We start from the raw sequence: 20,888 nt of genomic DNA on the forward strand, positions 1-20,888 counted from the left end.
AGGTGTGGAAATATGGAAAACTCACGCCCTTCCTGTATACTTGGCCTTAAACCAATCCTGTCCTAACTTTTGGGGGATGCTCACTCAGTAATCGGCAAGCGTAGGAGCCTGCGATCTGTTGATCAGTAATAAGACGTCTTTTTACTTAAAATAGCTAGCGTCTCGATTGAATCAAGTCGCTACCAGTAATAATCCCAATTAACCTTTTAATGCATGACAATTTACCCCGAATAGTTGATGATGAGTATTCCTCTTTTTATAATTGATTATTTCAGCCCGGGACAATTCAATTGCATGAGGTCAGGTGTCCATCTTTATCCCGATTGCTGTCGGTAGCCCTGTTCGCATGTTGAACACGTAGGGATAAGCAAAAAAGATTAAGGTCTTAATAATATTTTTGATAGATTGCCCATATTTATCGATGACATCTGAATCTCATACTTCATGCCTATTGATATATTACTATTAATTTTTTAGAAACATGCCATTTATACGATTTACAATTTTGGCTCTGGGATTAATCCTGCTTTTCAACATCAATTGTACCTCGCAAGTCTATTGGGTGAAATCAAAAAAAGCGCAGATGAAGGCCGAAGCAGAACTTCAAAGAAAAGATGATTCTCTTAAAATCTGGGATCCCAATAGAAGAGAACATTGGAAAACCTATGATGTACATGGCTTTCAATCGACGTTTACGGCAATAAATCGAGACGGCCTGTTTAATGCTATTGCAGGATGGGAATATGTATTTCGTTTCAGAGGAGAATGTGCTGAACAAATTTTACTGGAAACATCTATTTTTTCTGTTTTCGATGAAACATTAATGGCGTCTGTAGATTCTGTGTTAGCACCCATAGTAAAAGGATTTGTAGATCAGTGCGACCAAGTAAAAATAATAAGAGTTAAAATTCAATTTAAAAACAATGAAGTTTATAGGGGGACATTGAGTAAAAAAACCGCATGGAGTCTAGTACCTAATTGGGAAGAAGAGTCAGATGATTTTAAAGTAGATATAACCACACCTAACTACCTTCACAACTACTTGGGGGCTACATATAAGGGTAAATGTGAGGACAATATATATGTATTAATTCTCCTGAGAAATCAGAGTGATATATGGAGACAAAACGCCTCCTTTAGCAATATGGAAGAGGTAGCAAATGCTTTTGTGGAAGAATATTCTGCTCAATGCGGCAAAGTAAATCAAATCAATTTCATCCTTCCCTACGCCCCAGCGGGATATTATTGCGAGGGTGGGACTAAATGTAGCATGGTTGCAAGAAAGGAAGATGGTTGGCAATTAACTTTCGCAAATACAAAGACCGTCGGGAGCCGTACGTACTTAGTCAAAAATTACCTGGATTTTTTTGATTATTTTTCCAAAGACGTGAATACCAATGCACTAATGGAGTACTCCGATTATTTCAAAGTGTTTTATGAGGATTTTATAGAAGTGTACGGGGATATTTGTAAAGAAAATCTTGGGCCTTATACTACATTTGAAATCCAGACTGTCAGTACAAAATACGATTTAAATGGTGTTCCCTATCCTCCAGAGAAAGTTGGGCCTCCTCAGGTAGTCAATATAGAGAATCAAAATATTGCCAGATATAGGAAATTCGGAGGTCAGAACAACCAACTTCAGATGGAAAAAATGTTATCAGCCGAGGTACAATCAAGACAATCAAATTCTACTGGCGGCTATTTGAATGTTATCTCCAGAAGGCTTAGCGAGAGAAATAGTTTGACAAACTATGTCATTGCTCAGTGCGGTAGTCAATCTTTTAAAGATGCTTATGATCGCATAAATCTATTTGCAAAAAGACTAGATTAGTTTCGGGCTAGTTTTGGAACTCCCCGCTTGGAGTAGTCTATTATGTCTCATATTAACCTTTGTCAAGCCTCTGCATCCTCAAAAACGAGTATCCACTAAACTTCCTGAAGCACTGAGAGAATATTTCCTGCGGGATCCTTAAACCAAGCGATCAATGGCCCACCCCCTTCTCGGCAAATTCCCTTTTCATCAGTTTTAATAGGACCGCCATATTGCTCGAAGCTGACACCTTTGGACGTCAATTCATCAACTGCATGGTCGATATCATCGACCCGAAAATTAAGCACGGTGAAGGTGGCGGGAACGTGATTTGGTTTTGGGTAGATTATAACCTCGCCGCCCCCCGTGAGATGAATGGCCAAAATACCCATTTCATCTTCTTCTACATCTAATCCAAGGATATCCCGGTAGAAAGATTTGGATGCATTAATATCATCAGTTGAGTAGCCACTGAAAGCTTTCGATTTTCTTAACATGGCAAAATGAATTTGATTTCGGATGTAAGACCGCGGATCGTGGATTTCATAAGTTCGCTAGTTTTCGAGAATCTTCCAATTATTCATAGCATCGTTCGCTAAGCAATCACACGTTCCCATATCTCAGCTTTGATACTAAAGAGAAAAAGAACTGACAGAAGAATGTAAAAGCACGCAAACCCTCGCGGAGGGAAAGTGAATCACACAAATTTACCGTGTAAATGGCGATCCTAGTAGTTGCTATGACGAACTCGCTTTCTCTTCAAATCCATATTGAAGACAAATCTTGATCAAAGAGGGCAAATCGATTTTCCTATGAGAGTAGGTGAGCAGAAGAAAATCCACCAATCACGTCTTCTTTTTCTCGAAGATCCTGCGGAAGGGTTCTGTGTTTTGGTGGATGAAATCCTCCGGAAATCGCTCCTCATCCGGCAAGCCGACGGGCAAGTTTTCATCATCCGATGGCCAGTAATTGGTGCGAAAGATGAAATCCCAGATACTCAGGGTGATGCCGTAGTTGAAGCCATTGGGATGGCTTTTGGGGAGCTGTCGTGCATGGTGCCAAAGGTGCATCTGGGGTCCGTTGAGCAGGTATTTGAATGGACCAAGGGGGATTTTTAAGTTGGCGTGGCCGAGCTGCCCGGTGACTAGAGTGAAGATATGCACGATGAAAAAGTCGGTCAATCCCACGCCAATCATCGCCAGCGGCAGATATTCGAGGGTTCTGTAGATCACGTTTTCCATCCAGTGGAACCGTAGCAGTGCCGCAAATCCCATCTGCCGCGTACTGTGATGCACCTTGTGAAACTCCCACATCCAACCCACATGATGGTACATGCGATGGATGTTCCACTGCATGAAGTCTCTAACGATGAATATCAACACGATTTTACCCCAAAAAGGCCAGGTCTCTACTTCGAATGCGACCAGATTGGTGATGCCGAAAAGTCCGAGAAAGTCATTGAAAAGTTCGACGGCCACCATCGAAAAAGCATTGTAGGCGATCAGCGCGAAGAGAAAGTAATTCCAAAACAGATAAAACAGATCCATCCAAAAGTCCTGTCGGATCGCCGGTTGATCTTTTCTCCAAGGGAAAAGCAACTCCAGGATCCAGATGACCAGCGACGCACCGAGCAGCCAATAGAAATAGTTGTGCCAGCTAGGATTCAGAATCTCGTTGTACAGGTAACTGGCGTAGCCGTAGTAGCCATCCATAATCACCTTGACGTATTTTTCCATAGTTCAATTGGGAAGAATCAGCGTCTGAGCCATTGATCCAACCGGCTTGTTTGATTGATTTTTCAAATTTAGCTAAATATGAAAGTCGTCTGGGTGACATTTCTTACAGGACTTATTTTTTCTAACTTATACATAGCAAATCAATCCCCGATGATCGACCTGATGCTTTTTATTTTGATAGCTTCTTTTGTTTCAATGTCTTCCAAAAGGCCCGAAAGCTATTATTCCCTCGATGACTTTCAGAAAGTTAAAAACATAGATACCCATACACATCACAATTCTGAAAGTATGGCATTGGCAGATGCGGCAAAGGCTTCGAATTTTTATCTTTTGACAGTCAGCGTGGATGTGCCCGATTATCCTTCGCTAGAGGAACAAGTAAGATTGGCTTTGCATCAGAAAGCCCAAAACCCCGATAACATTGGTTTTCTCTCCACCATTTCTCTGAAAAACTGGAGTGATGCGGACTGGTCAATGCAAGAGATCGAACGAATCAAAAAAACCTTTGACCAAGGAGCGCTGGGGATCAAGATCTGGAAAAATATCGGGATGACTTATCTCGACGAAAACGGACAATTCATCATGGCGAATCATCCCCGGTTGGAACCGATCTTTCGGTTTGTCCAACAGGAAGGTAAAACTCTAATGGCGCATCTCGGTGAGCCGAGAAACTGCTGGCTTCCCATTGATGAGATGACGGTGAACAGCGACCGATCCTATTTTTCCAGGCATCCGGAGTATCACATGTATTTACATCCGGAGTTTCCCAGCTATGAGCAGCAAATCGATGCTCGAGACGCATTGCTCGCTAAATTCCCTGATTTGAGATTTGTAGGGGCGCACTTAGGTAGTCTCGAATGGAATGTGGACGAGCTTGCCATGCGGCTGGACCGTTTTCCGAATATGGCGGTGGACATGGCTGCAAGAATTGGCCACTTACAGTTTCAGAGTCAACAGGATCGCGATAGAATCAGAGACTTTATAATTAGGTATCAGGATCGCCTGATCTACGGAACCGACCTTGAGATCTCCGGAGAGCCAGATCCCGAAAAGGTCAAGTCCAATGCCATTGCCACTTGGCAAAGAGACTGGAAATACCTGGTAAGCGAGGAGTGGATGGAAGCCGGTGATGTCAACGGGAAGTTTCAGGGACTCAAACTTCCCAAAAAAGTCGTGGACAAGATCTATTATCACAATGCAGTGAAGTGGTTTCAGATTGATTTTTAGCAATCAAAAACTCAAACCCATCCGGATCACCAAGCTGTTAAAAAGATATTCGGTCTCGGTAAGCGAACTGAAGCCATCAGGAAGCGAGGAGGCCGAAAATGCGCTTGGCCTTGGTCTGGAGGCTGTATTCGGATCATAGACTCCCGAGAAAAGAGAAAGCCCTTGCCTTTTGTAGGCAAGGGATATAGTCAATGCCGTTTTTCCTGCTTTTCCAGGGAAATATCCACCGATTGAGGGACTTACCATCATGCCTCCTTCATACCAGTTAGCTCCCCATTCGTTTTTCTCGGTTTTTTCTAAAAAAGTCATGCCTCCTCCGAGATCTAGTCCTCCGATCAACAGAGCCTTGTTTTCCTTGCCTAGCAAGGCCCTGTACCCAAACGCGACCGGCATAATTGAAATGGTTTCATATTGATCAAAACCAACAGAAATCCCGCCCACGTGATTGTTTTTCTTTCCAAACCTAACGCCGTGAAAGGTAATTATCGAAAAATCGATTCGGGTGTCCGACTCGCCCATCCAGTTGTCTACTCCACGACCTGCCAAGACTCCAAATTCCGTTTGATTGTAATAGATTTTTTCCTGGCCCTCAGCTATGGAGATGGCGAGGAAAAAAATGAATAAAAAAAGGATTTGTATTTTCATCTTTTGAATGGACGTTATCTGACTACTGAGCTTGACCACTACTACTGACCATGGAGACTGGTCTCTGAACTTGGTTACTGAGCAGGTCGAAGTATGTCGAAGGGCTGATCATTTGACTACGATCGGATTTTTCACATCGATGCAGCTTAATTTTCGCAGCTTGGACGGCGTGCTGTAGTCGTACTGGCAGACTCCATCCGGACCGATCACGATCAGTGATTTTGGGCCGGGAATCAAGTCTACAGATTTCATCGATTCAAGGAACTCCATCTGGTTTTGATCGATAGTCATGACATCGGACACTTTGAAGCTTTTCAATCCATGTGTCCCTTCTGCGATGTAGAGATTGTCGCCCGCCAAGCCAAGTCCATGTGGATTGAGCATGGGATAGGACTTCATCAGGTAAGGCTTATAGGGGTCTTGGATGTTGATAACCTGAAGCTGGTTGATATTATTAACACAAAAATTGCCGCTGCGCAGTGTGACAAACGCATAATCTTCATTGACCACCACAGGGTCACAGGCGACTACGTGCTCGTAAACCGCCATCCTCGTTGGACTGGCCGGAGTCGACGCATCGTAGATATGCATGCCTCTGTTGGAGCCGATGAAGAGCTTGTTTTGGAAAGGAAAGATCGTTTCGATGCCCCAACCCAGATCGATGGGCTTAACTAATTTAGGATCTGAGGCAGTTTTTACATCAAATACCCGCATCGTGTTTTCATCCACCGCATAGAGGTGCCCGTTAGCCAGGGTAAATCTCGCCATCGATCCTCCTGTGCCGTAGCTTTGCGCAGCTGCGGAGTAGTTGGCTGCAAAACCTATGCTGGCATCCATAGCATAGAATTCACAGTTTACACATCCCCAATAAGCGTTTTCAGAAGTGATCACCGTGTCCTTGTAGGTGATAACTTGGCCTGTTGCATGATTGTAAAGGTGGGCAAATACATCTTCGACACGATTTACCAAGCGGATGTTGTTGATATCGCTGATATCAAATGCCAACAGATCTACGTAATTGTCCGCATAAAGAATATTGCTGTTGACTGCGAGATCCACATTGCCCTCGATGGGGATGAAGCTCTTGTTGATCGGGTTGGAAGGATTTGTATTATCCAAGATGTGGATTCCCTCCGTCGGTTCGTTGATCAGCAGGTAATTACCGTAAATGTAGATCTTGCCGGGATTGTCCAGCTCTTGGGCCGGCTCGACCGAGATAGTTCTAGCCCGAATATCACTCATCTCGAGATAGACAGGCATCATCGTCCGAAAGGTGTGCGTGGTGTTGATTTCGTCCTGGCAGGAGAAAAAGGCCATCATAGGCAGGATGGCAACGAGCGAAAGGAGCTTAGCGGTTAGTTTCATAATGTCGGGTTTTTGGTTGCAAAAAAGTAACTGCTTTCTAGACGTAACCAAATAAAAGAATGCTACAGTGATTTTGAAATAATATTAAGTTTTGTTTTTGTAGTCGATCTAGTCTCGCTAATCCCCTTGAGAAGGGGGAATTGGCTCAAGCTGGACTTCAATGCTCAAATTGAAAAAGTAAAGTCTTGGAAAAAAAGTCTGAATTTCGGGAAATTGGTCTGAGGTTCTGTAGACTCGACTCCCTCTTTAATAAAGGAGGAAGAATTTTTTCATTGATTTGTATTTCAAACAAACCTTGAAAAAAAGGGGGCTTGCGCTTCCATCGCCAGTCTTCCAACTCTTTTCAAACCTCCTCCAACACCGAACTCCCCACCGACAAATCGCCCGAGGTCCACTGCCAGGTTTCATGCAATCTTATTTTTCCGTTGGGAAGCACTTCCGGGACTGAGCGGCAGATCCCGGTCATCAGCTCATTATTGGTGTTGATTTGGTGGTAGCGCATGTCGATCTGTCCGTTTTTATCTACCAGGCCGATCAGATGGCCTTGAAGGATTTTTCCTCCGGAATAGTTGCAGACCAAAATATCTCCATGTTGTTGGTAGTGAAAAAGTGTCTCCGCTGACGTTTCACCATTTTCGGAATTCGACACGGGTCGGAAGGTTTTATCGTGGTAGTTGATCATGGATTTATAAACGGGTAATTTTTCAAAACATAAAAACACTTTTGAAACGGAACTATTGAGATCAAAGAATAAGTTGAGTCCGGCTGCTGGAGAAGCAGGATGACAAAAAAATACCACAGAGCGCACAGATTTTTTCGGTGGGATCGGTGAGATTTTTCCATTAAAACAACGCCTCGACTTTTTCTCTGTGTTCTTGTAGTAGGATTGTAAAAGCCACTTCGCTTGCGGATCACGATCTCGCCAAAAACTTCATCAATCAAATCCTCCGCACTCTAAGTGGCAAAAAGACTCAATTCAGGTTTTCGGTTGAGAAATTATTCCGTTTTTGGAGCGTTTTTGACGCGAACAAAATCCCCTGCACCATCAGTCCGAGGATGACAACCAGGCAGATCTCAAACTGCGAACTAATCGAACTGGCTTTGAAGAGTTGCTGGGATTGGGTCATGAGAGAATGTCCTTCCGAGATTTGAATTTCCGATAGGAGTCGAAGATCCCGCAGAGCATCCTCGATCGTCGCGTTGCCGTTTTCGAATTTGCCCTTTTCCAGCGCTTTACCCAATTCCCAGGTTAATTGCTCGAAATGTTCGAAATGTGTCTCTTCGGCTTTGGTCAGTTCTGTATTCAGATAGAGGAGATTGATCTGTTCGATTTCCGACAGTCTCTCTGCCAATGCTTCTTTTTGGTGAGTGATTGGGCGTTCCAGCAATTCTTGGACCTGATGCAGCTCCTCTGACAATCGAAGGATATAACTCTCGACCACAAGTCGGTCTTCATAGATCGATTCAAATGCAGTCTTTATCTCCTTGGAGTTGGAGCGTTCTCTCAGGTTATTAACCAACACCAAAGTCAACACGCCCAAAAGCAAAAGCGCCGTACTGGTTTTTCGGGGGATACTGTAGGTCCATTTCATTTCAGGGGAATTTTGGGTGTGAACGACAAGTCTAACTCTTTACTGTTGGCACTTCATTCCCAACTTTGAGGATTTGAAGATTTTTGAGTCCGCCAGGAAGAAGCCATTCCACTATCATTCCCTCACTGAATCCAATCAAAGCGACGCCCAAGGGACTCAATATAGAGATTTTTTGCTGGCTGAGGTCAGCCATCTTGGGCATGACCAGCGTGAGTTGGAGGGTTTTGCCAGTGCCAACATCCTTCACTTCGAAATAGGAATTGAGGCGGATGACATCCGTGCCGATATTTTCGTCCGCGACTTTCTTGGCAGAATCGAGTTCTTTTTGGAGCTGCCCCATTTCTTTGGTGCGCTGGGAAGCGGGCATGTCTTGGATCAGAGAATAGATCGTTTTATAATCAGTTTCGGAAATGGTCGGTTTCATAATTGGAGAGATATAAATAAATTTTCACCCCTGGGGGAATTACCTGAGGCGGATAGAGATAGAAAAAAGACGGGTAAGATGCCCTCCGTCTAAGTACCCAACGGAGGGTCAGCTGATAAAGGCCTTGCTATGAGACACAAGCATACCCAAGGCTGAACGGCAAGTCTTGCCATCAGCTACCGAAAATCCGGCAAAAGGTATGTTGTAGGAGAGAATCATTGGAGTGTCTAAAATAGGAAAGAAAATGTCCTGGACAAAGCTAAGACGAACACACTACGGAAAAGGTTCCAAAGCGGAAGCGTTCAGTAGCCGATAAGCAGTAGCAGCAAGCAGTTTTCATAAATTAGAAATAAGAAACGAGAGTACATTAAAAGAAGCAGTTGCTTGCCTAAGCGATACCTTAAAAAGCGTAACCGGAGATGCCAAGTTTAGCATTCAGAAACGGCAGTCTGGGCTAATTTCAGCCCATTAAACAGCACCCCTTTGATCCACGCCAGGTTTATTTCCAGTTGCTGGCAAATTGGTCGGCCCAAAGTAGTCGATCTTCGCCAACTTGCGCAGCTGTCACTTCTCTGAGGGATTTGAGCAACCCAACAGCTTCGGTCTTTTCTTGCCCGATGAACCGAAAAAAGCCATAAGTAATCATGCCTGTCCGATGAATGCCTGCCGAACAATGGATGTAGATCTTTGCTCCGGAATTAATCAGATCGGATAATTTAGTATAATGACTATAAATCTGGGCGATGGATTCTCCCTCATGTGGATTGGAGGCAGAAAACGGTAACCAAATCCATTCTATGTTTACGGTATGTACTTGTTTGCCTATGGCAGAAGCTCCTTCATTTTCATTCAGTAAAGTCAGGACGGCTGTTGAGCCTTCGTTTTTTAACCTTTCAAAAGTAATCCTCCCGCCCGGCTTATGCCCAACCGCAAGAAGACAATTTCCTACTTGGACCCAATTAATCGCTGTATGAAGTTTTTTTGCCCTGAATGCATGCGTGATCTGGCTCAAATACTCACCAAATTCTTTACCCTTTGAGGAATCATTTTTAACAGTTTTCCGGATCTTGTCCGTAATATTCTGAATTTCTGATTCAGGCACCTTACTGTTTTCGATTAGCTGAAGAAGCGCTTCTATTTCTTCTTTCATGAGTGCCTAAAATAGCTTGGTTTTATGAAGATCAAAAAACTAGTAATCCATATAAAAGGCGCATTAAATTGTTTTTATAACGGCAATCTGTCAAGATGTTGGAATGTAAATATCAAAGCTCGCTCCGTTATTTAATTCGCCTGTGGCTGTAATTACACCATTGTGATTCTCTACAATTTTTTTCACGATGGCAAGTCCGATACCAGTGCCTATTATTTTTTCGTTATCGTGAAGACGTTTAAACAATTCAAAGATGTACTCTTTATATTGCGGCATAAAGCCAATGCCATTGTCGGAAATGGTGAGATGGCAGTAAGCTTGACCAGCTTTCAGTTTTGCGTTAATGTCATTGGAGCCTATTATAATTCTACTCCATATTAGGATTTCAGGAGCTACATCCGGTTTTGAAAATTTGAGTGAGTTTCCAATAATGTTGTACAAGAGTTGTCGAAACTGAAAGCGGATAATAGGGGCGTCGTATATTTCTTGCACTTTAATTTCTGCGTTTTTATTAGCAATGTCTTCACTGAAATCTTTTTTTACGTCTTCTATAATAGCCTTGAGTGAGATCGATTCAAATTTTTGTTCCGTTGTGGTAGATTGTGAATAGGTAAGTAAATCGGCAATCAGGTTTTGCATACGATTCGCTGCTTCATTCATTCGCAGGACATATTCTTTTCCCCTTTCCGATAAATTGTGTGATTCTTCAGAAATAAGCCGTGTAGAAAAGGTTTGTATTTTTCGCAAGGGCTCCTGCAAATCGTGACTGGAAATATATGTGAATGACTCTAGTTCCTTATTTGCCGTTAACAGTTCTGCTGCACGCTTTTCTTTTTCATTATTTTGAAAAATGAGTTCTTTGTTGGCAATTAATAGTTCAGCGGCCCGTTTTTCTTTTTCATCATTTTGGAAAATGAGTTCTTTGTTAGCAATAAATAACTCTGCTGCCCGCTTTTCTTTTTCATCATTTTGAAAACCGAGTTCTTTGTTGGCAATAATTAATTCCGCTGCTCGTTTTTCCCTCTCTTCCATTTGAAAAGCTAGTTCCTTGGTAGCCTCGGATAATTTGATTTTCGACATGTCAGGCAATTGCTAAAAGGTATTTTTCTTTTGGTGTTTTGGGAGCTTGCCACATTTCAAGCGATAGGACTCGTTCAATTGCCTTTACTAAAAGCGCGAACGACGGGGGTTTGCAGATGTAGTAATTTGCTCCTTGTTCGTATGTTTTATTTACTGTATCCACATTTGCGGTGGTTGAAAATATAACCACAGGAATATCCTTTAATTTGGGAGTATTCCTGATTTCCTGTAAACATTGGAGGCCATCCTTGAGAGGCATATTCAGGTCCAGGAAAATAACATGAGGTGGTGGATGGTGAGTTAAAGTTTCAAGGTTGCTCATCAATTCCAAACCATTCCTTGATAGCGTAAGCTCAGTTGGGATAGCCAGTTCCTTAAGCGCATCTTCAAAAAACAACCGGTCATCCGCATCGTCATCGGCTAGAAATATATTTGTCATTTGGACCTAGTATTATTTTGTAAGAGTAAGAATATTTGTTGATGTTGTGAGATTCGTTTGTCAGCAGTCATGCAGAAAAGATTGGCGTCATACCCGGCTTTTAGCCTGGCAGAGGATGCGATCCCAATGGAAACGGGCTCGAAACATATCGTATAAAGATACATTTTTAACCTGAATTTGTTTTTACTTCGAATGAAGGGGCTTTTGAAGAATGCATTGTTTTTTCCCCTTCTTTTCGATTCATTTGATCCCCAAGCGGCTTCACCCGTACTTCGTATTTCAGTCTTTGTATTTTCCTATGACCCTAGAATACTTCCGCGATTATTGCCTGGCCCTTGCCCATGTGACCGAGGATACACCCTTTGGGCCGGATACCCTCGTGTTTCGGGTGGGAGGGAAGATCTTTGCCCTGATGGACTTGGAGTCTTTCCCTTATGTGAATCTGAAATGTGATCCCGAGCGGGCCATCGAGCTTCGCGAACAGTATCCGGGCATCACGCCGGGCTACCACATGAACAAAAAGCTCTGGAATTCGGTCAGTACCAAAGGGAATGTGTCTGACTCGCTGATCTTGGAACTGGCAAAGGACAGTTATGAATTGATCAAAGGTTCGCTGCCGAAGAAAGTGAAAGATAGCTTGCAATCACAGTAATCAGTGTTCAGTCTCAGTTCGACAGTGTTCGAAATTAATTGAACGATTGAAAAATTCAGTTACACCCCTCACGACTCACTATTTTCGACTCATTATTTACGACTTACCGATTCTGACCACTGCGACTGTTAACTAAACTCTATAAGATGTCCTACTTCTCCCTCCGCCAGGTATCCAAATCCTACGAATCGCAAACAGCCTTACACGAGTTTTCATTGGAACTGGCAAAAGGCGAATTTCTCTCGATCGTAGGAGAAAGCGGCTCAGGCAAGAGCACACTGCTGAGAATCGCTGCCGGATTGATGACCCAAAGCAGCGGAGAAGTCTGGCTGGGAGACCAGCAAATCCAAAATCCGAAACAAAAACTGGTGGCGGGATACGATGAGATCAAACTGATTCATCAGGACTATCACCTGTTTCCCAATGCCACCGTGGAGGAAAACATCTCGCGTCCCTTGATGAACTATGATCCGGAGTACAAGAAGCTTCGGGTGAAAAGTCTACTGGAGCAACTTGGACTTGAAAAGTATAAAGATCGTCTTCCGCGCCAGTTGAGTGGCGGACAGCAGCAGAAGGTGGCGATAGCCCAGGCTTTGGCTGTAGAGCCGGAGGTACTGCTTTTGGACGAACCCTTCTCTCACTTGGATACGATCCAAAAACATAAATTGATATTTGAGCTCAAGGAAGTGCTTCGGGAGTCAGGAACGACCGTAATCTTTGTGACCCATGATCTGGATGACGCGCTCCGGTTGACGGACTCGGTTTTGATCCTGCAGAAGGGCAAAGTCATCCAAAAAGGCAATTCAAGAGCACTTTGTGAACATCCCAAGACGCGCTACGTGGCGAGGCTTTTTTCCCCGATCAATCTTATACCTGATAGATTGGACAATTATATCCGCCCTGCAGATGTGCGTCTGAGAACCAAAGGAGAACTACTTGGGCATGTGATCGACCAACGGTTTTTGGTGCATTACAATTCCTTATTGATCCGGCTGAGAAATGGTGGCCAAGTATGGGAAGTCGATGATCCTGCTCGAAAATATGAGATTGGAGATCGGGTTTACCTGCATTTCGACGAGGAAAAGGTGCTGGTGTTGAAGGGTTGATTCCAGGACAAGTCAAAGAGAACCGCTGACCTATATCCAGAAATACTGTGTTTTCCTTCGAAGGACTTCATTCCTAATTCTTCATTCCTCTCCTAACTCCGGCTTACTGAAAACTGAACACTGCCTACTTATTCGTGTTCCCCATGCTCGCCGTGCACGTGCCCGTGTTCCAATTCTTCCTTGGTAGCTTCACGCACTTCAATGATTTTTCCCTCAAAATGCAGATCAAATCCCACGAGCGGATGATTGAAGTCCAACAAAAGGGAGTCTCCCATGTTTTTCAGGATTTTGGCCTGCATGCTATAGCCGTTTTCATCCATCAGTGGCAGGAAGTTTCCCTCCTCCAGCATTTCGGGTGAGAAGCCCCTTTCTCCGGAAAACTGATCTGAGGGCAGGGAGATCACCAACTCATCATCGAGCGCACCGTAAGCATCCTCCACGCTGATATCGAAGGCGAAATCTTCGCCCTCGGCATTGCCGGCCAGCAATTCTTCAAATTTTTCCGGAAGGCCACTTTGGCCGAAAAGGAAATAAAATGGGTCTTCCTCGTCGCGGATTTCCACGCTAAACGGCGCAGATTCGATCTCGTCTTCGATCTTACTCACTTTGAGTTCGTAGGTCAATCCTACCACTGCATTTTCCTGAATTTTCATAGTTGCGGTGATTTTATTTAGTTAAGCCATATTTCAGGCGAATGCGAATTCGCTCCAACAGCACCGCCCACTTGCTTCGTGGTGTTGAAGATTGGAGTGGTTTTGCTGCCCGAAAGATAAAGTACTGATAGTCTTTTTCGTCATAGAATAGCGGATAGGTCTCCATCTTTTCCAGAAAAAAACCATTGGCGGTAATGCTTTTGATAAGATCTCCAGAATCCAAAGGTTGGTCGATGACCTGCAGTTTTTGAGGCTCGTTCTCGATCATCCATTGCAGGTATCTCGGTGAAGGAATATGGATGAAAATCACCGAATCGGTATGTGCGTGCTTGCTGATATTCTGGAAAAGCCGAAAATGCTGATCCACTGGGATATGTTCCAACACGTCTGGAAAGACAAAGAAATCGAAGGTCTGGCCATTTTTGTCGAAGTCCGACATATCCGATACTTCGAACTTCAGATTGGTTTGAGCCTTCCAGAGAACTTTGGCTTTTTCGATGCTTTCCGGAGAAATATCCACGGCCAATACTTTTCCATTCGGCACCTGAGTAGCCAAAAGATGGGAAACAGTACCGATCCCGCAGCCTACTTCCAGGATGCGATGACCCGCCTGCAAACCTGCATCCTTCACCTTGGCCAGGATGCTGAGGTGCCGGGAGTTGATTCCGGTTTGTTGCTGTTTTTCGGCAAACTGGTCATAGAAACTGACGACCTGTTCCTTCTGCTCGGGCTTAGGCGTTTGCATGATTTTCTTTGTAAGTGAAGAAAACTCCGGAAATCAGCGTGACTAGGATCAGGTATTGGAATATTACCATTGGGGTCTTGGTCGCATAGTAGCTGGACGGCGCAAAGGTAAAGACAACTTCATGATCTCCTGCTGGAATCTCCAGCCCGCGGAGTAAGTAATTTACCCGGACGATCTGAGATTCTTTCCCGTCAATCGTCGCTTTCCAGCCTTTAGGGTAATGGATTTCCGAGAAAACGGCTAAGCCTCCTTGGGTCATGGAAGCCTGGTAATTCATTTGATTTGGGGAAAAGGACTTCAAAGCGATTTGCCCGGCACCGGCTGGAATTTCATCAAACTCTTGCGTGTTCAGGGTTGCTTGGGTCTTGGTGTTGATCTCTCCTAGAACCTCGATTTCTTCATTGTTTGTGCTCACAGGTACAACTTGGGCCGGAATCCACGCGGAGCCGTTGGCTAGTGGATTTTCAAAAACGGCATTGGCTTCCGATCCGGCGATCAGGTATTTGGTGTTGAGCATATTCATCACGCCAGTGTTTTCCCAGTCGAAGTTTCCCTCTTGGGCTTTGGCGATGAACGCTTCCAGTTCCGATTGAAGCTGGTTTTCGACGAGATCTTGGTAGCGACGAAGCTTCGCTCCGTGATAGCCTCCCAGACTGTTGAAGCGATAAGCAGTCCGTGCTCCTGAGGTCAAACCTTCGGTGAGAGGCAGAACACGGAAGTAACTCTGATCGTCTGCAATCGATTTTTCCGCAGGAGTCTCTGCGAAAAACTGTCGAGATGGATTGCCTTGGAAGGACTCGTTGTTTAGGTATTGTCGATTGACTGTCCAGACGTCTATCGTGATCAGGGCGATTAACCCAGCTCCGAGGATCAGGTCAGAAATTTTTCCCTTGAGATAGAAGTAGATCATTCCGACGGCGAGTGCTACGAAAGTAAAGCTTTTCCAAGCGGAGGCGGAAAGCATTGCCTTGCGATCTGTTTTTAGCGCTGTAGCCAACCATTCTGGCAGACCGGCATCGCCAGCTCCTTCGAAGCGGAAAAAGGGTCCGGAAGCCACCGCGAGGATCAGAGTCAAGCCGCCGACAATTCCTCCGGCATAATACAAGGGTTTGAGATCGCCCTTCCTCACCAGTCTTTCGAGGGAAATCATACCCAAAACCGGGATTGCAAAAAGCGTCATGCCCAAGGCCATCGATACCGCCCGGAACTTGTTGTAGCCTGGCAAAATGTCAAAAAGCGCATAGTTGAACCATGCTAGATTTTTCCCCCAGCTCAGCATCAGCGAGAGGACGATGATCGTTCCGAAAGTGATCAGACTTTCTTTTGGCGCAGCCCAAATCCCTAAAACGGCCAAGAACACCAAGATGACACTGCCGTAGATCGGGCCGCCCGTAAAGGGCTGATCCCCCCAATAGGTCGGCGCGCCCTTCACAAATCCGTTGATTTGAGCAGCGTCAATACCTTGGGCACGCAATGCTTGTTCGGACGCGGAATCCTTTGGAAGTGGAGTTGTACTGCCACCGCCGTAGAAATCCGGAATGATCAGGGTCAGCGATTCCACGATGCCGTTGGACCAGCCAAAGGCGTAATCTCTGTCCAGCCCGGCGGATTTTGTTTCGAGGGTTGCATTTCCCCGGGTGGAATAGGGGCTGTATTCGAGTGCCGTTGCGAGTCTTCCGATATTTCCTCCGACTGCCAAAGCTGCTCCCAGTACGAGGAATCCGAGTGTTTTGGATAGACCGGGAATTCCTTCCTTTTTCCAGTCAAAAACCATCCTCACGACCACGTAAATTACCGAGATGATCAGCGTGTAGTAGGTGATCTGAAGGTGATTGAATTTCAGCTGCAGCAAAAGCCCCAAAGCCAGCAAGGCCGCGCCGAGAATTCTCTTCCGCTCAAAGGCCAAGTGAATTCCCGCTAAAATCAGCGGAATCAGGCAAACGGCCCAGATTTTAGCATTGTGCCCCGCTTCGAGAGAGAGTAGATTGTAGGTGTTGAAAGAGAAAGCGATGGCTCCAGCAATCGAGAATACAGGCCGGACACCGAAGCTAAGGAGCAAGATATACATGGCCAGCATCCCTAAAAAGAGCCCATTGATCGGGTGGGGAAGTCCTAGCGTCAGGGTGGAAATCAGTGCGTTGGTGATATCTCCCGGGAACTCCAGACTGACGAAGTAGGCGGGCATCCCGCCAAACATACTGGAAGCCCAAAGGGCGGGTTCTCCGGTTTTTTCACGATAGTCTATCACCGATCTGGCAGAACCTTCCCACTGGAGGATGTCGCCTTGAAAGATGATCTTCCCATCGAAGACCATCGGGGAGAAATACAGCACCACGATGAGGTAAAAAAGAACAACCCCAAGCAGATGGGGAAGGACTTCCTTCTGAAAATTTGGCTTCATTTACTGAGTTTCAAAATTTAGGCTGCAAAATAGGGATTTCGGGGGAAAGGATGGGCGGGGCGGGTGGGGAAGTTTGGAGGTGGGAGGTAGGGAAGTAGGGATGTTTGGAGGTACGGATGTCCGATGGCCGATGTCGAGACGTTGTCAACCTGAGTACTTGAGCAACGAGAGTCGCGAAGTCGAAGGGCGGTTTTCTGATTTCCGCTCTTCGGAATTTGTAATTCCGAAGTCGTGCCGTAGGACACCGACCGGCGATGCGCTAGCGGGGCATCGCCCTGCGATCTTGGTAGCATGGATATCGTCTCTGACTCAGGAGGCGCGTAGCGCTGGGATCTGGAGGCGGATTTTCTAGCTGATGTCAGGGCTACGCCCCTTTTTGGCATGGTGCCTGTTCATGACCTACGAAGATCTCTGGGCTAGCGCCCCTTTTCCAATTCGGAATGTGCTGGCCGCTGAATAGCCCACGGCTTATGGTTCGACTAACTCACCAACCGTGGGCTATGGAGTCGATACCGGCCTTTCAATGGCTTTAGCCATTTGTTTGTTTTTCTCGGATTGCAGATCCGAAGGGATATGAAGGCGGAATTGCAAATCCCGCCTAGCGGGGTAGAAAGGGTGATTTCATAGCTTGGAAACAAAAAAAACTGACATTGATTGACAAAAATAGGCTCTCTTGCATCAGACAATTTTGCTGCATCTATCGAAATACCCTATTTTTGATAAACATGAAAATATTATGACAAAGAAACATCAAGAAAGTCCGAGGCCTAATCAGCAACCGCAACCGACCAGACCTACACCTCGGCCTCAAAATGAACCAAAACCCCTAATCGAAAGAAAAGGAATAGGCTCTGATCCTAGGCCTAAAAGATAGTTAATAGTAAAATAAAGCTAGTAACTAATGCAAAGATTAGTGTAATCGAAGAGGTTCCGTTAAGAACTCCTGTTCCTTTGTTATACAGTTTTATCTTGAAATCAATTGTTTGAATTTCGCCCAGATTTTCTTTTTTAGTTTGAATTGAATTTTTTTCTAGGTTTGAGCATTCTTCCTCATACTTATTTGCAAAATATCCAGTCCAATGTGAGAGAATGTTAAGAATAATTGTCAGTCCAAAAAGCGATACCGGTGTAAAAATCAATAAAAAATGGCAGAGCCTTATTTCATTGATGTGAGCGAATTTAATCAATTCAAAATTGAATAATATTCCGGCACTCGATAGGGTGACTAACACAATGTCCATTCGCTTCACCGCATACGACTTATTTTCTTTTGTTGAGACAAGATGTTTCTCCAGTTTTTTAATGAATTTCCGGTCTTTTTTCTTCATTAAAGCCTATTTGATAAGGGTGAATTGTTGATTGGTCTATATTTCATCGTATACCTCGTCTTTGTCCAAAAAGCCAAACTCTTCTATTTTCGGTAGAATCTTGTTGGCAAGTTTTTCATTTTCTTTGCTAAGTTCTTTTAATTCTTCAGTAGCTAAATTATGCTCTGCTAAACAGCGTCTTATCTGGTACCACCCTGCATCCCAAGTGTCAATTTTCCATTTGTTGGTCGCCATTTGGTTGAGACTGGCGTAGAAGAGTTTGTAAACAGTTTTGGCTTTCTGAAGTACGGAATTCGCCTCTTCTGACAGTGTTTTGGAACTAAGCCAATCCGCTACAAATCGATCTTGATCATGAAGCAATTGCAGTCTGATGTCAGAGTCTCTGATCTCCCATCGTCGTACTTCTTCCAAAAGGAATGGATAGAAGTTATTTTTTATCTGGTAGGTGTTTCCCAAATATTGGATATTCTTTAACGAAGTAGTTTGATTCGAACTGGAAAATAGACTCCAAACAATGCAATCATTGTAGAATTCTTGACTTGGCTCTGTATGAGGTGTTAGAAATTGATTTCGATCATTAAGCCAGGTCGGTTTAGGGATTTTTCTTACCGCGTGAAGCGTTATTGACTTTTCAAAACTTTCCTTTATTACAGTAAAAGCCCCGGCACTAACACTTGGTGATGAAAGAATGGAAACGTACTTCGCATTTTGGAAATCGTTACCTTTGCTACAAATAGAAGCTAAAAAGTCAGGTCTTGCTCTGTGCCTTGTGTCTGTGTTTCCAGCTTTGACATTTAGACCGTTGCTTAAGGCGGGAAGAATATAATTTTTAGAGTTTTGTGGACGTGGGAACCAATTGTTTAAAACATCTCCTTTTTTGATTAATTGTAGGTGCTTTACTCCTATTGATGTGCCTTCATTATTGGCAATATCTATTTCAACTGATTTTGTTTCTCCATTTTTTGACAAATTCCAAATCAAAAACGATATTGGGAAGTCACCAGTTACTCCGTGAAAGCACTTTGAATGGAATAGGAATCCTTTTTCAAGCTTGTAATTAAAATGCTTGTCTCTATATTCTACGCTGTCTGGAGCGTTCAAATATTTCAAGGTTGAGAACATGCCCAAGTATGATTTTTTAGGTAGTTCTTTAACTATGCGAAACATAAATTGAGCAAACAGTTCACGCTTGGCGTGCCCTGCGTCATTTTTATTCATCTCAATTTCAACTTTGGTTTTACTCACTCCTTTTTTTGAGCTGCCGTCAGATTTAGCATCTTGAGCGGTTGCGAATAGTGGGTTGATATAGATGACCCAAGTGATATTGGGGTTATTTAATTCATCTCTTAGTTTCTGGGGAAGTTTCCAATTTGGTGTAAATGGTAAAACTCCTTTGTTGAACACATACTCTACATCGTCGTTTAGGTAGTCGTATTGAAAGCATGTCGCCTCTGGAAAAACCTTCTTTAAGTGGTCTGCTTCGCTGCCGTGTAGCGTAGACATGTATAGATACTTGTAGGATTCGGCAGGAAGGTGGTATTCAAGATTACCAGTACCGGCCGCCATATCCCAGATTCTGTATTTTCCTGACTTATACCAGTTTTTTTCCAATACTTCGTTCCAATAGTGAATTGCTTTTTTTCCGAAACTAAGAGGGGTGTAAAATTCGCCTTCAAATCGTCTTTGGCTCTCGTCTGTCAGACGATCGAGTTTCGCATGGATACCGTTGATGGTTTCGGCTTTCTCTACGTAGTCATAGACACTCCAAAAATAGTCGTAGTCCTTCATTAAGACTTTTTGAGTTTTGGAGTTTTTGTCTTCGAAAGTGAAGACAACCCGACTATTGTCTTTGTCGATGATTACCTTATCGCGCTGGATGTTCGCGAGAAAGTAGAAGGAAGGCTTGTACCCGTTTACGATATATGGGCCGATGATGCTTTTCCAATGTTCAAATACCGCCTCGAAATTTTCTTCATTGATCACTTTCTTATCTCCAAAGTCAAGTATCATTTGGGGATTTAGCGCTGATTCAAGATTTTTTCGAAAAGCTTCGTGCTCCATTTTCTTGGTTATGGCATAGACATGGAGCTTCGAGGTTTCGGGTTCTTTGACCAAATGATCCACCAACATTGGATCTGGTTTACTAGGAGGTCGTTCCCAGTCGTAGGCATCATTTGTATAGTAGGTGATCCATTTGCGGGTTTCAGTAATTGCTGCTTCGTTTTTGTCCGCGAGGCAGATAAAAAACGGAATAGCTTTCTCCACCTCGATGTACTTCAACCTTCTGATGTAATAGAGGGATTGGGCGAGAATTGTCGCTAGAGCTTTGAGGTTATTGAAATTCTTGTCGGATTTGAATTCAAATAATACCTGGGGAGTATAGAGGTCGTTTCGATGTGACGTGTTGTAGCGAATGTTAAAGTAAGTGGCATAGATCCCCCGTACCTCATGAGAGTGTTCAATTAAGTGTGTCTGCTAAATTCACATCAAATGAAAAAAAGACAGACAATTGAGGATTTGTTAAATGATCCC

The 20,888-nt window shown here is 44.1% G+C and carries 20 protein-coding genes; 4 read left to right on the forward strand and 16 right to left on the reverse strand.

The window, feature by feature from the left end:
* Nucleotides 1-562 precede the first annotated feature (562 nt).
* Nucleotides 563-1,834, forward strand: coding sequence for a hypothetical protein (locus ABD031_RS13400; RefSeq protein WP_343852291.1), 1,272 nt, complete (start codon nucleotides 563-565; stop codon nucleotides 1,832-1,834).
* A 95-nt stretch (nucleotides 1,835-1,929) separates the two neighbouring features.
* Here the strand turns inward: ABD031_RS13400 and ABD031_RS13405 are convergent, their stop codons facing one another.
* Complete coding sequence (locus ABD031_RS13405) at nucleotides 1,930-2,310, reverse strand: VOC family protein (RefSeq protein WP_343852293.1); 381 nt, start codon at nucleotides 2,308-2,310, stop codon at nucleotides 1,930-1,932.
* A 348-nt stretch (nucleotides 2,311-2,658) separates the two neighbouring features.
* Complete coding sequence (locus tag ABD031_RS13410; RefSeq protein WP_343852295.1) at nucleotides 2,659-3,549, reverse strand: sterol desaturase family protein; 891 nt, start codon at nucleotides 3,547-3,549, stop codon at nucleotides 2,659-2,661.
* Between the two features lie 150 nt (nucleotides 3,550-3,699).
* Here ABD031_RS13410 and ABD031_RS13415 point away from each other — a divergent pair, with 150 nt between their 5' ends.
* Nucleotides 3,700-4,776 (forward strand): amidohydrolase family protein, encoded by a 1,077-nt coding sequence (locus ABD031_RS13415; RefSeq protein ID WP_343852297.1) that lies wholly within the window; start codon nucleotides 3,700-3,702, stop codon nucleotides 4,774-4,776.
* 3 nt (nucleotides 4,777-4,779) lie between these two features.
* Here the strand turns inward: ABD031_RS13415 and ABD031_RS13420 are convergent, their stop codons facing one another.
* From ABD031_RS13420 to ABD031_RS13455, 8 genes are all read right to left on the reverse strand, one after another.
* Nucleotides 4,780-5,421: a hypothetical protein gene (locus ABD031_RS13420; protein ID WP_343852298.1), complete on the reverse strand. Its 642-nt coding sequence runs from the start codon at nucleotides 5,419-5,421 to the stop codon at nucleotides 4,780-4,782.
* 108 nt (nucleotides 5,422-5,529) lie between these two features.
* Nucleotides 5,530-6,786 carry an LVIVD repeat-containing protein gene (locus tag ABD031_RS13425; protein WP_343852300.1) on the reverse strand — a complete coding sequence of 419 codons (1,257 nt, stop codon included), beginning with the start codon at nucleotides 6,784-6,786 and terminating at the stop codon, nucleotides 5,530-5,532.
* Nucleotides 6,787-7,129: 343 nt separating this feature from the next.
* On the reverse strand, nucleotides 7,130-7,468 hold the full coding sequence (locus ABD031_RS13430) for an avidin-fold protein (RefSeq protein WP_343852302.1): 339 nt from the start codon (nucleotides 7,466-7,468) through the stop codon (nucleotides 7,130-7,132).
* A 289-nt stretch (nucleotides 7,469-7,757) separates the two neighbouring features.
* Complete coding sequence (locus ABD031_RS13435; RefSeq protein WP_343852303.1) at nucleotides 7,758-8,378, reverse strand: hypothetical protein; 621 nt, start codon at nucleotides 8,376-8,378, stop codon at nucleotides 7,758-7,760.
* A gap of 31 nt (nucleotides 8,379-8,409) precedes the next feature.
* Nucleotides 8,410-8,802 (reverse strand): GreA/GreB family elongation factor, encoded by a 393-nt coding sequence (locus ABD031_RS13440; protein ID WP_343852305.1) that lies wholly within the window; start codon nucleotides 8,800-8,802, stop codon nucleotides 8,410-8,412.
* 499 nt (nucleotides 8,803-9,301) lie between these two features.
* On the reverse strand, nucleotides 9,302-9,952 hold the full coding sequence (locus ABD031_RS13445) for a protein-tyrosine phosphatase family protein (protein WP_343852307.1): 651 nt from the start codon (nucleotides 9,950-9,952) through the stop codon (nucleotides 9,302-9,304).
* A gap of 90 nt (nucleotides 9,953-10,042) precedes the next feature.
* Nucleotides 10,043-11,032 (reverse strand): sensor histidine kinase, encoded by a 990-nt coding sequence (locus ABD031_RS13450; protein WP_343852309.1) that lies wholly within the window; start codon nucleotides 11,030-11,032, stop codon nucleotides 10,043-10,045.
* A 1-nt stretch (nucleotide 11,033) separates the two neighbouring features.
* A complete protein-coding gene (locus tag ABD031_RS13455) occupies nucleotides 11,034-11,471 on the reverse strand; it encodes a response regulator (RefSeq protein WP_343852311.1) in 438 nt (145 codons plus the stop codon).
* A gap of 298 nt (nucleotides 11,472-11,769) precedes the next feature.
* Between ABD031_RS13455 and ABD031_RS13460 the strand changes: the two genes are divergently transcribed.
* Nucleotides 11,770-12,123: an MmcQ/YjbR family DNA-binding protein gene (locus ABD031_RS13460; RefSeq protein ID WP_343852313.1), complete on the forward strand. Its 354-nt coding sequence runs from the start codon at nucleotides 11,770-11,772 to the stop codon at nucleotides 12,121-12,123.
* Nucleotides 12,124-12,269: 146 nt separating this feature from the next.
* Nucleotides 12,270-13,229, forward strand: coding sequence for an ABC transporter ATP-binding protein (locus tag ABD031_RS13465; protein ID WP_343852315.1), 960 nt, complete (start codon nucleotides 12,270-12,272; stop codon nucleotides 13,227-13,229).
* Nucleotides 13,230-13,357: 128 nt separating this feature from the next.
* Here the strand turns inward: ABD031_RS13465 and ABD031_RS13470 are convergent, their stop codons facing one another.
* The 6 genes from ABD031_RS13470 to ABD031_RS13495 all read right to left on the reverse strand — a co-directional run bounded on the left by ABD031_RS13470 (nucleotide 13,358) and on the right by ABD031_RS13495 (nucleotide 20,636).
* Nucleotides 13,358-13,882, reverse strand: a complete 525-nt coding sequence (locus ABD031_RS13470) for an FKBP-type peptidyl-prolyl cis-trans isomerase (protein ID WP_343852317.1) — start codon at nucleotides 13,880-13,882, stop codon at nucleotides 13,358-13,360.
* Between the two features lie 13 nt (nucleotides 13,883-13,895).
* On the reverse strand, nucleotides 13,896-14,627 hold the full coding sequence (locus ABD031_RS13475; protein ID WP_343852319.1) for a class I SAM-dependent methyltransferase: 732 nt from the start codon (nucleotides 14,625-14,627) through the stop codon (nucleotides 13,896-13,898).
* Nucleotides 14,614-17,028: a YfhO family protein gene (locus ABD031_RS13480; protein ID WP_343852321.1), complete on the reverse strand. Its 2,415-nt coding sequence runs from the start codon at nucleotides 17,026-17,028 to the stop codon at nucleotides 14,614-14,616. Before ABD031_RS13480 ends, ABD031_RS13475 begins: the two co-directional genes overlap by 14 nt.
* 17 nt (nucleotides 17,029-17,045) lie before the next feature.
* Nucleotides 17,046-17,411 carry a hypothetical protein gene (locus ABD031_RS13485; RefSeq protein ID WP_343852323.1) on the reverse strand — a complete coding sequence of 122 codons (366 nt, stop codon included), beginning with the start codon at nucleotides 17,409-17,411 and terminating at the stop codon, nucleotides 17,046-17,048.
* 480 nt (nucleotides 17,412-17,891) lie between these two features.
* Nucleotides 17,892-18,356: a hypothetical protein gene (locus ABD031_RS13490; RefSeq protein ID WP_343852325.1), complete on the reverse strand. Its 465-nt coding sequence runs from the start codon at nucleotides 18,354-18,356 to the stop codon at nucleotides 17,892-17,894.
* A 36-nt stretch (nucleotides 18,357-18,392) separates the two neighbouring features.
* A complete protein-coding gene (locus ABD031_RS13495; RefSeq protein WP_343852327.1) occupies nucleotides 18,393-20,636 on the reverse strand; it encodes a hypothetical protein in 2,244 nt (747 codons plus the stop codon).
* Nucleotides 20,637-20,888: the final 252 nt, after the last annotated feature.

Origin of the sequence: Algoriphagus jejuensis (assembly GCF_039523455.1) — a bacterium.
In the GTDB taxonomy this organism is placed as follows: domain Bacteria; phylum Bacteroidota; class Bacteroidia; order Cytophagales; family Cyclobacteriaceae; genus Algoriphagus; species Algoriphagus jejuensis.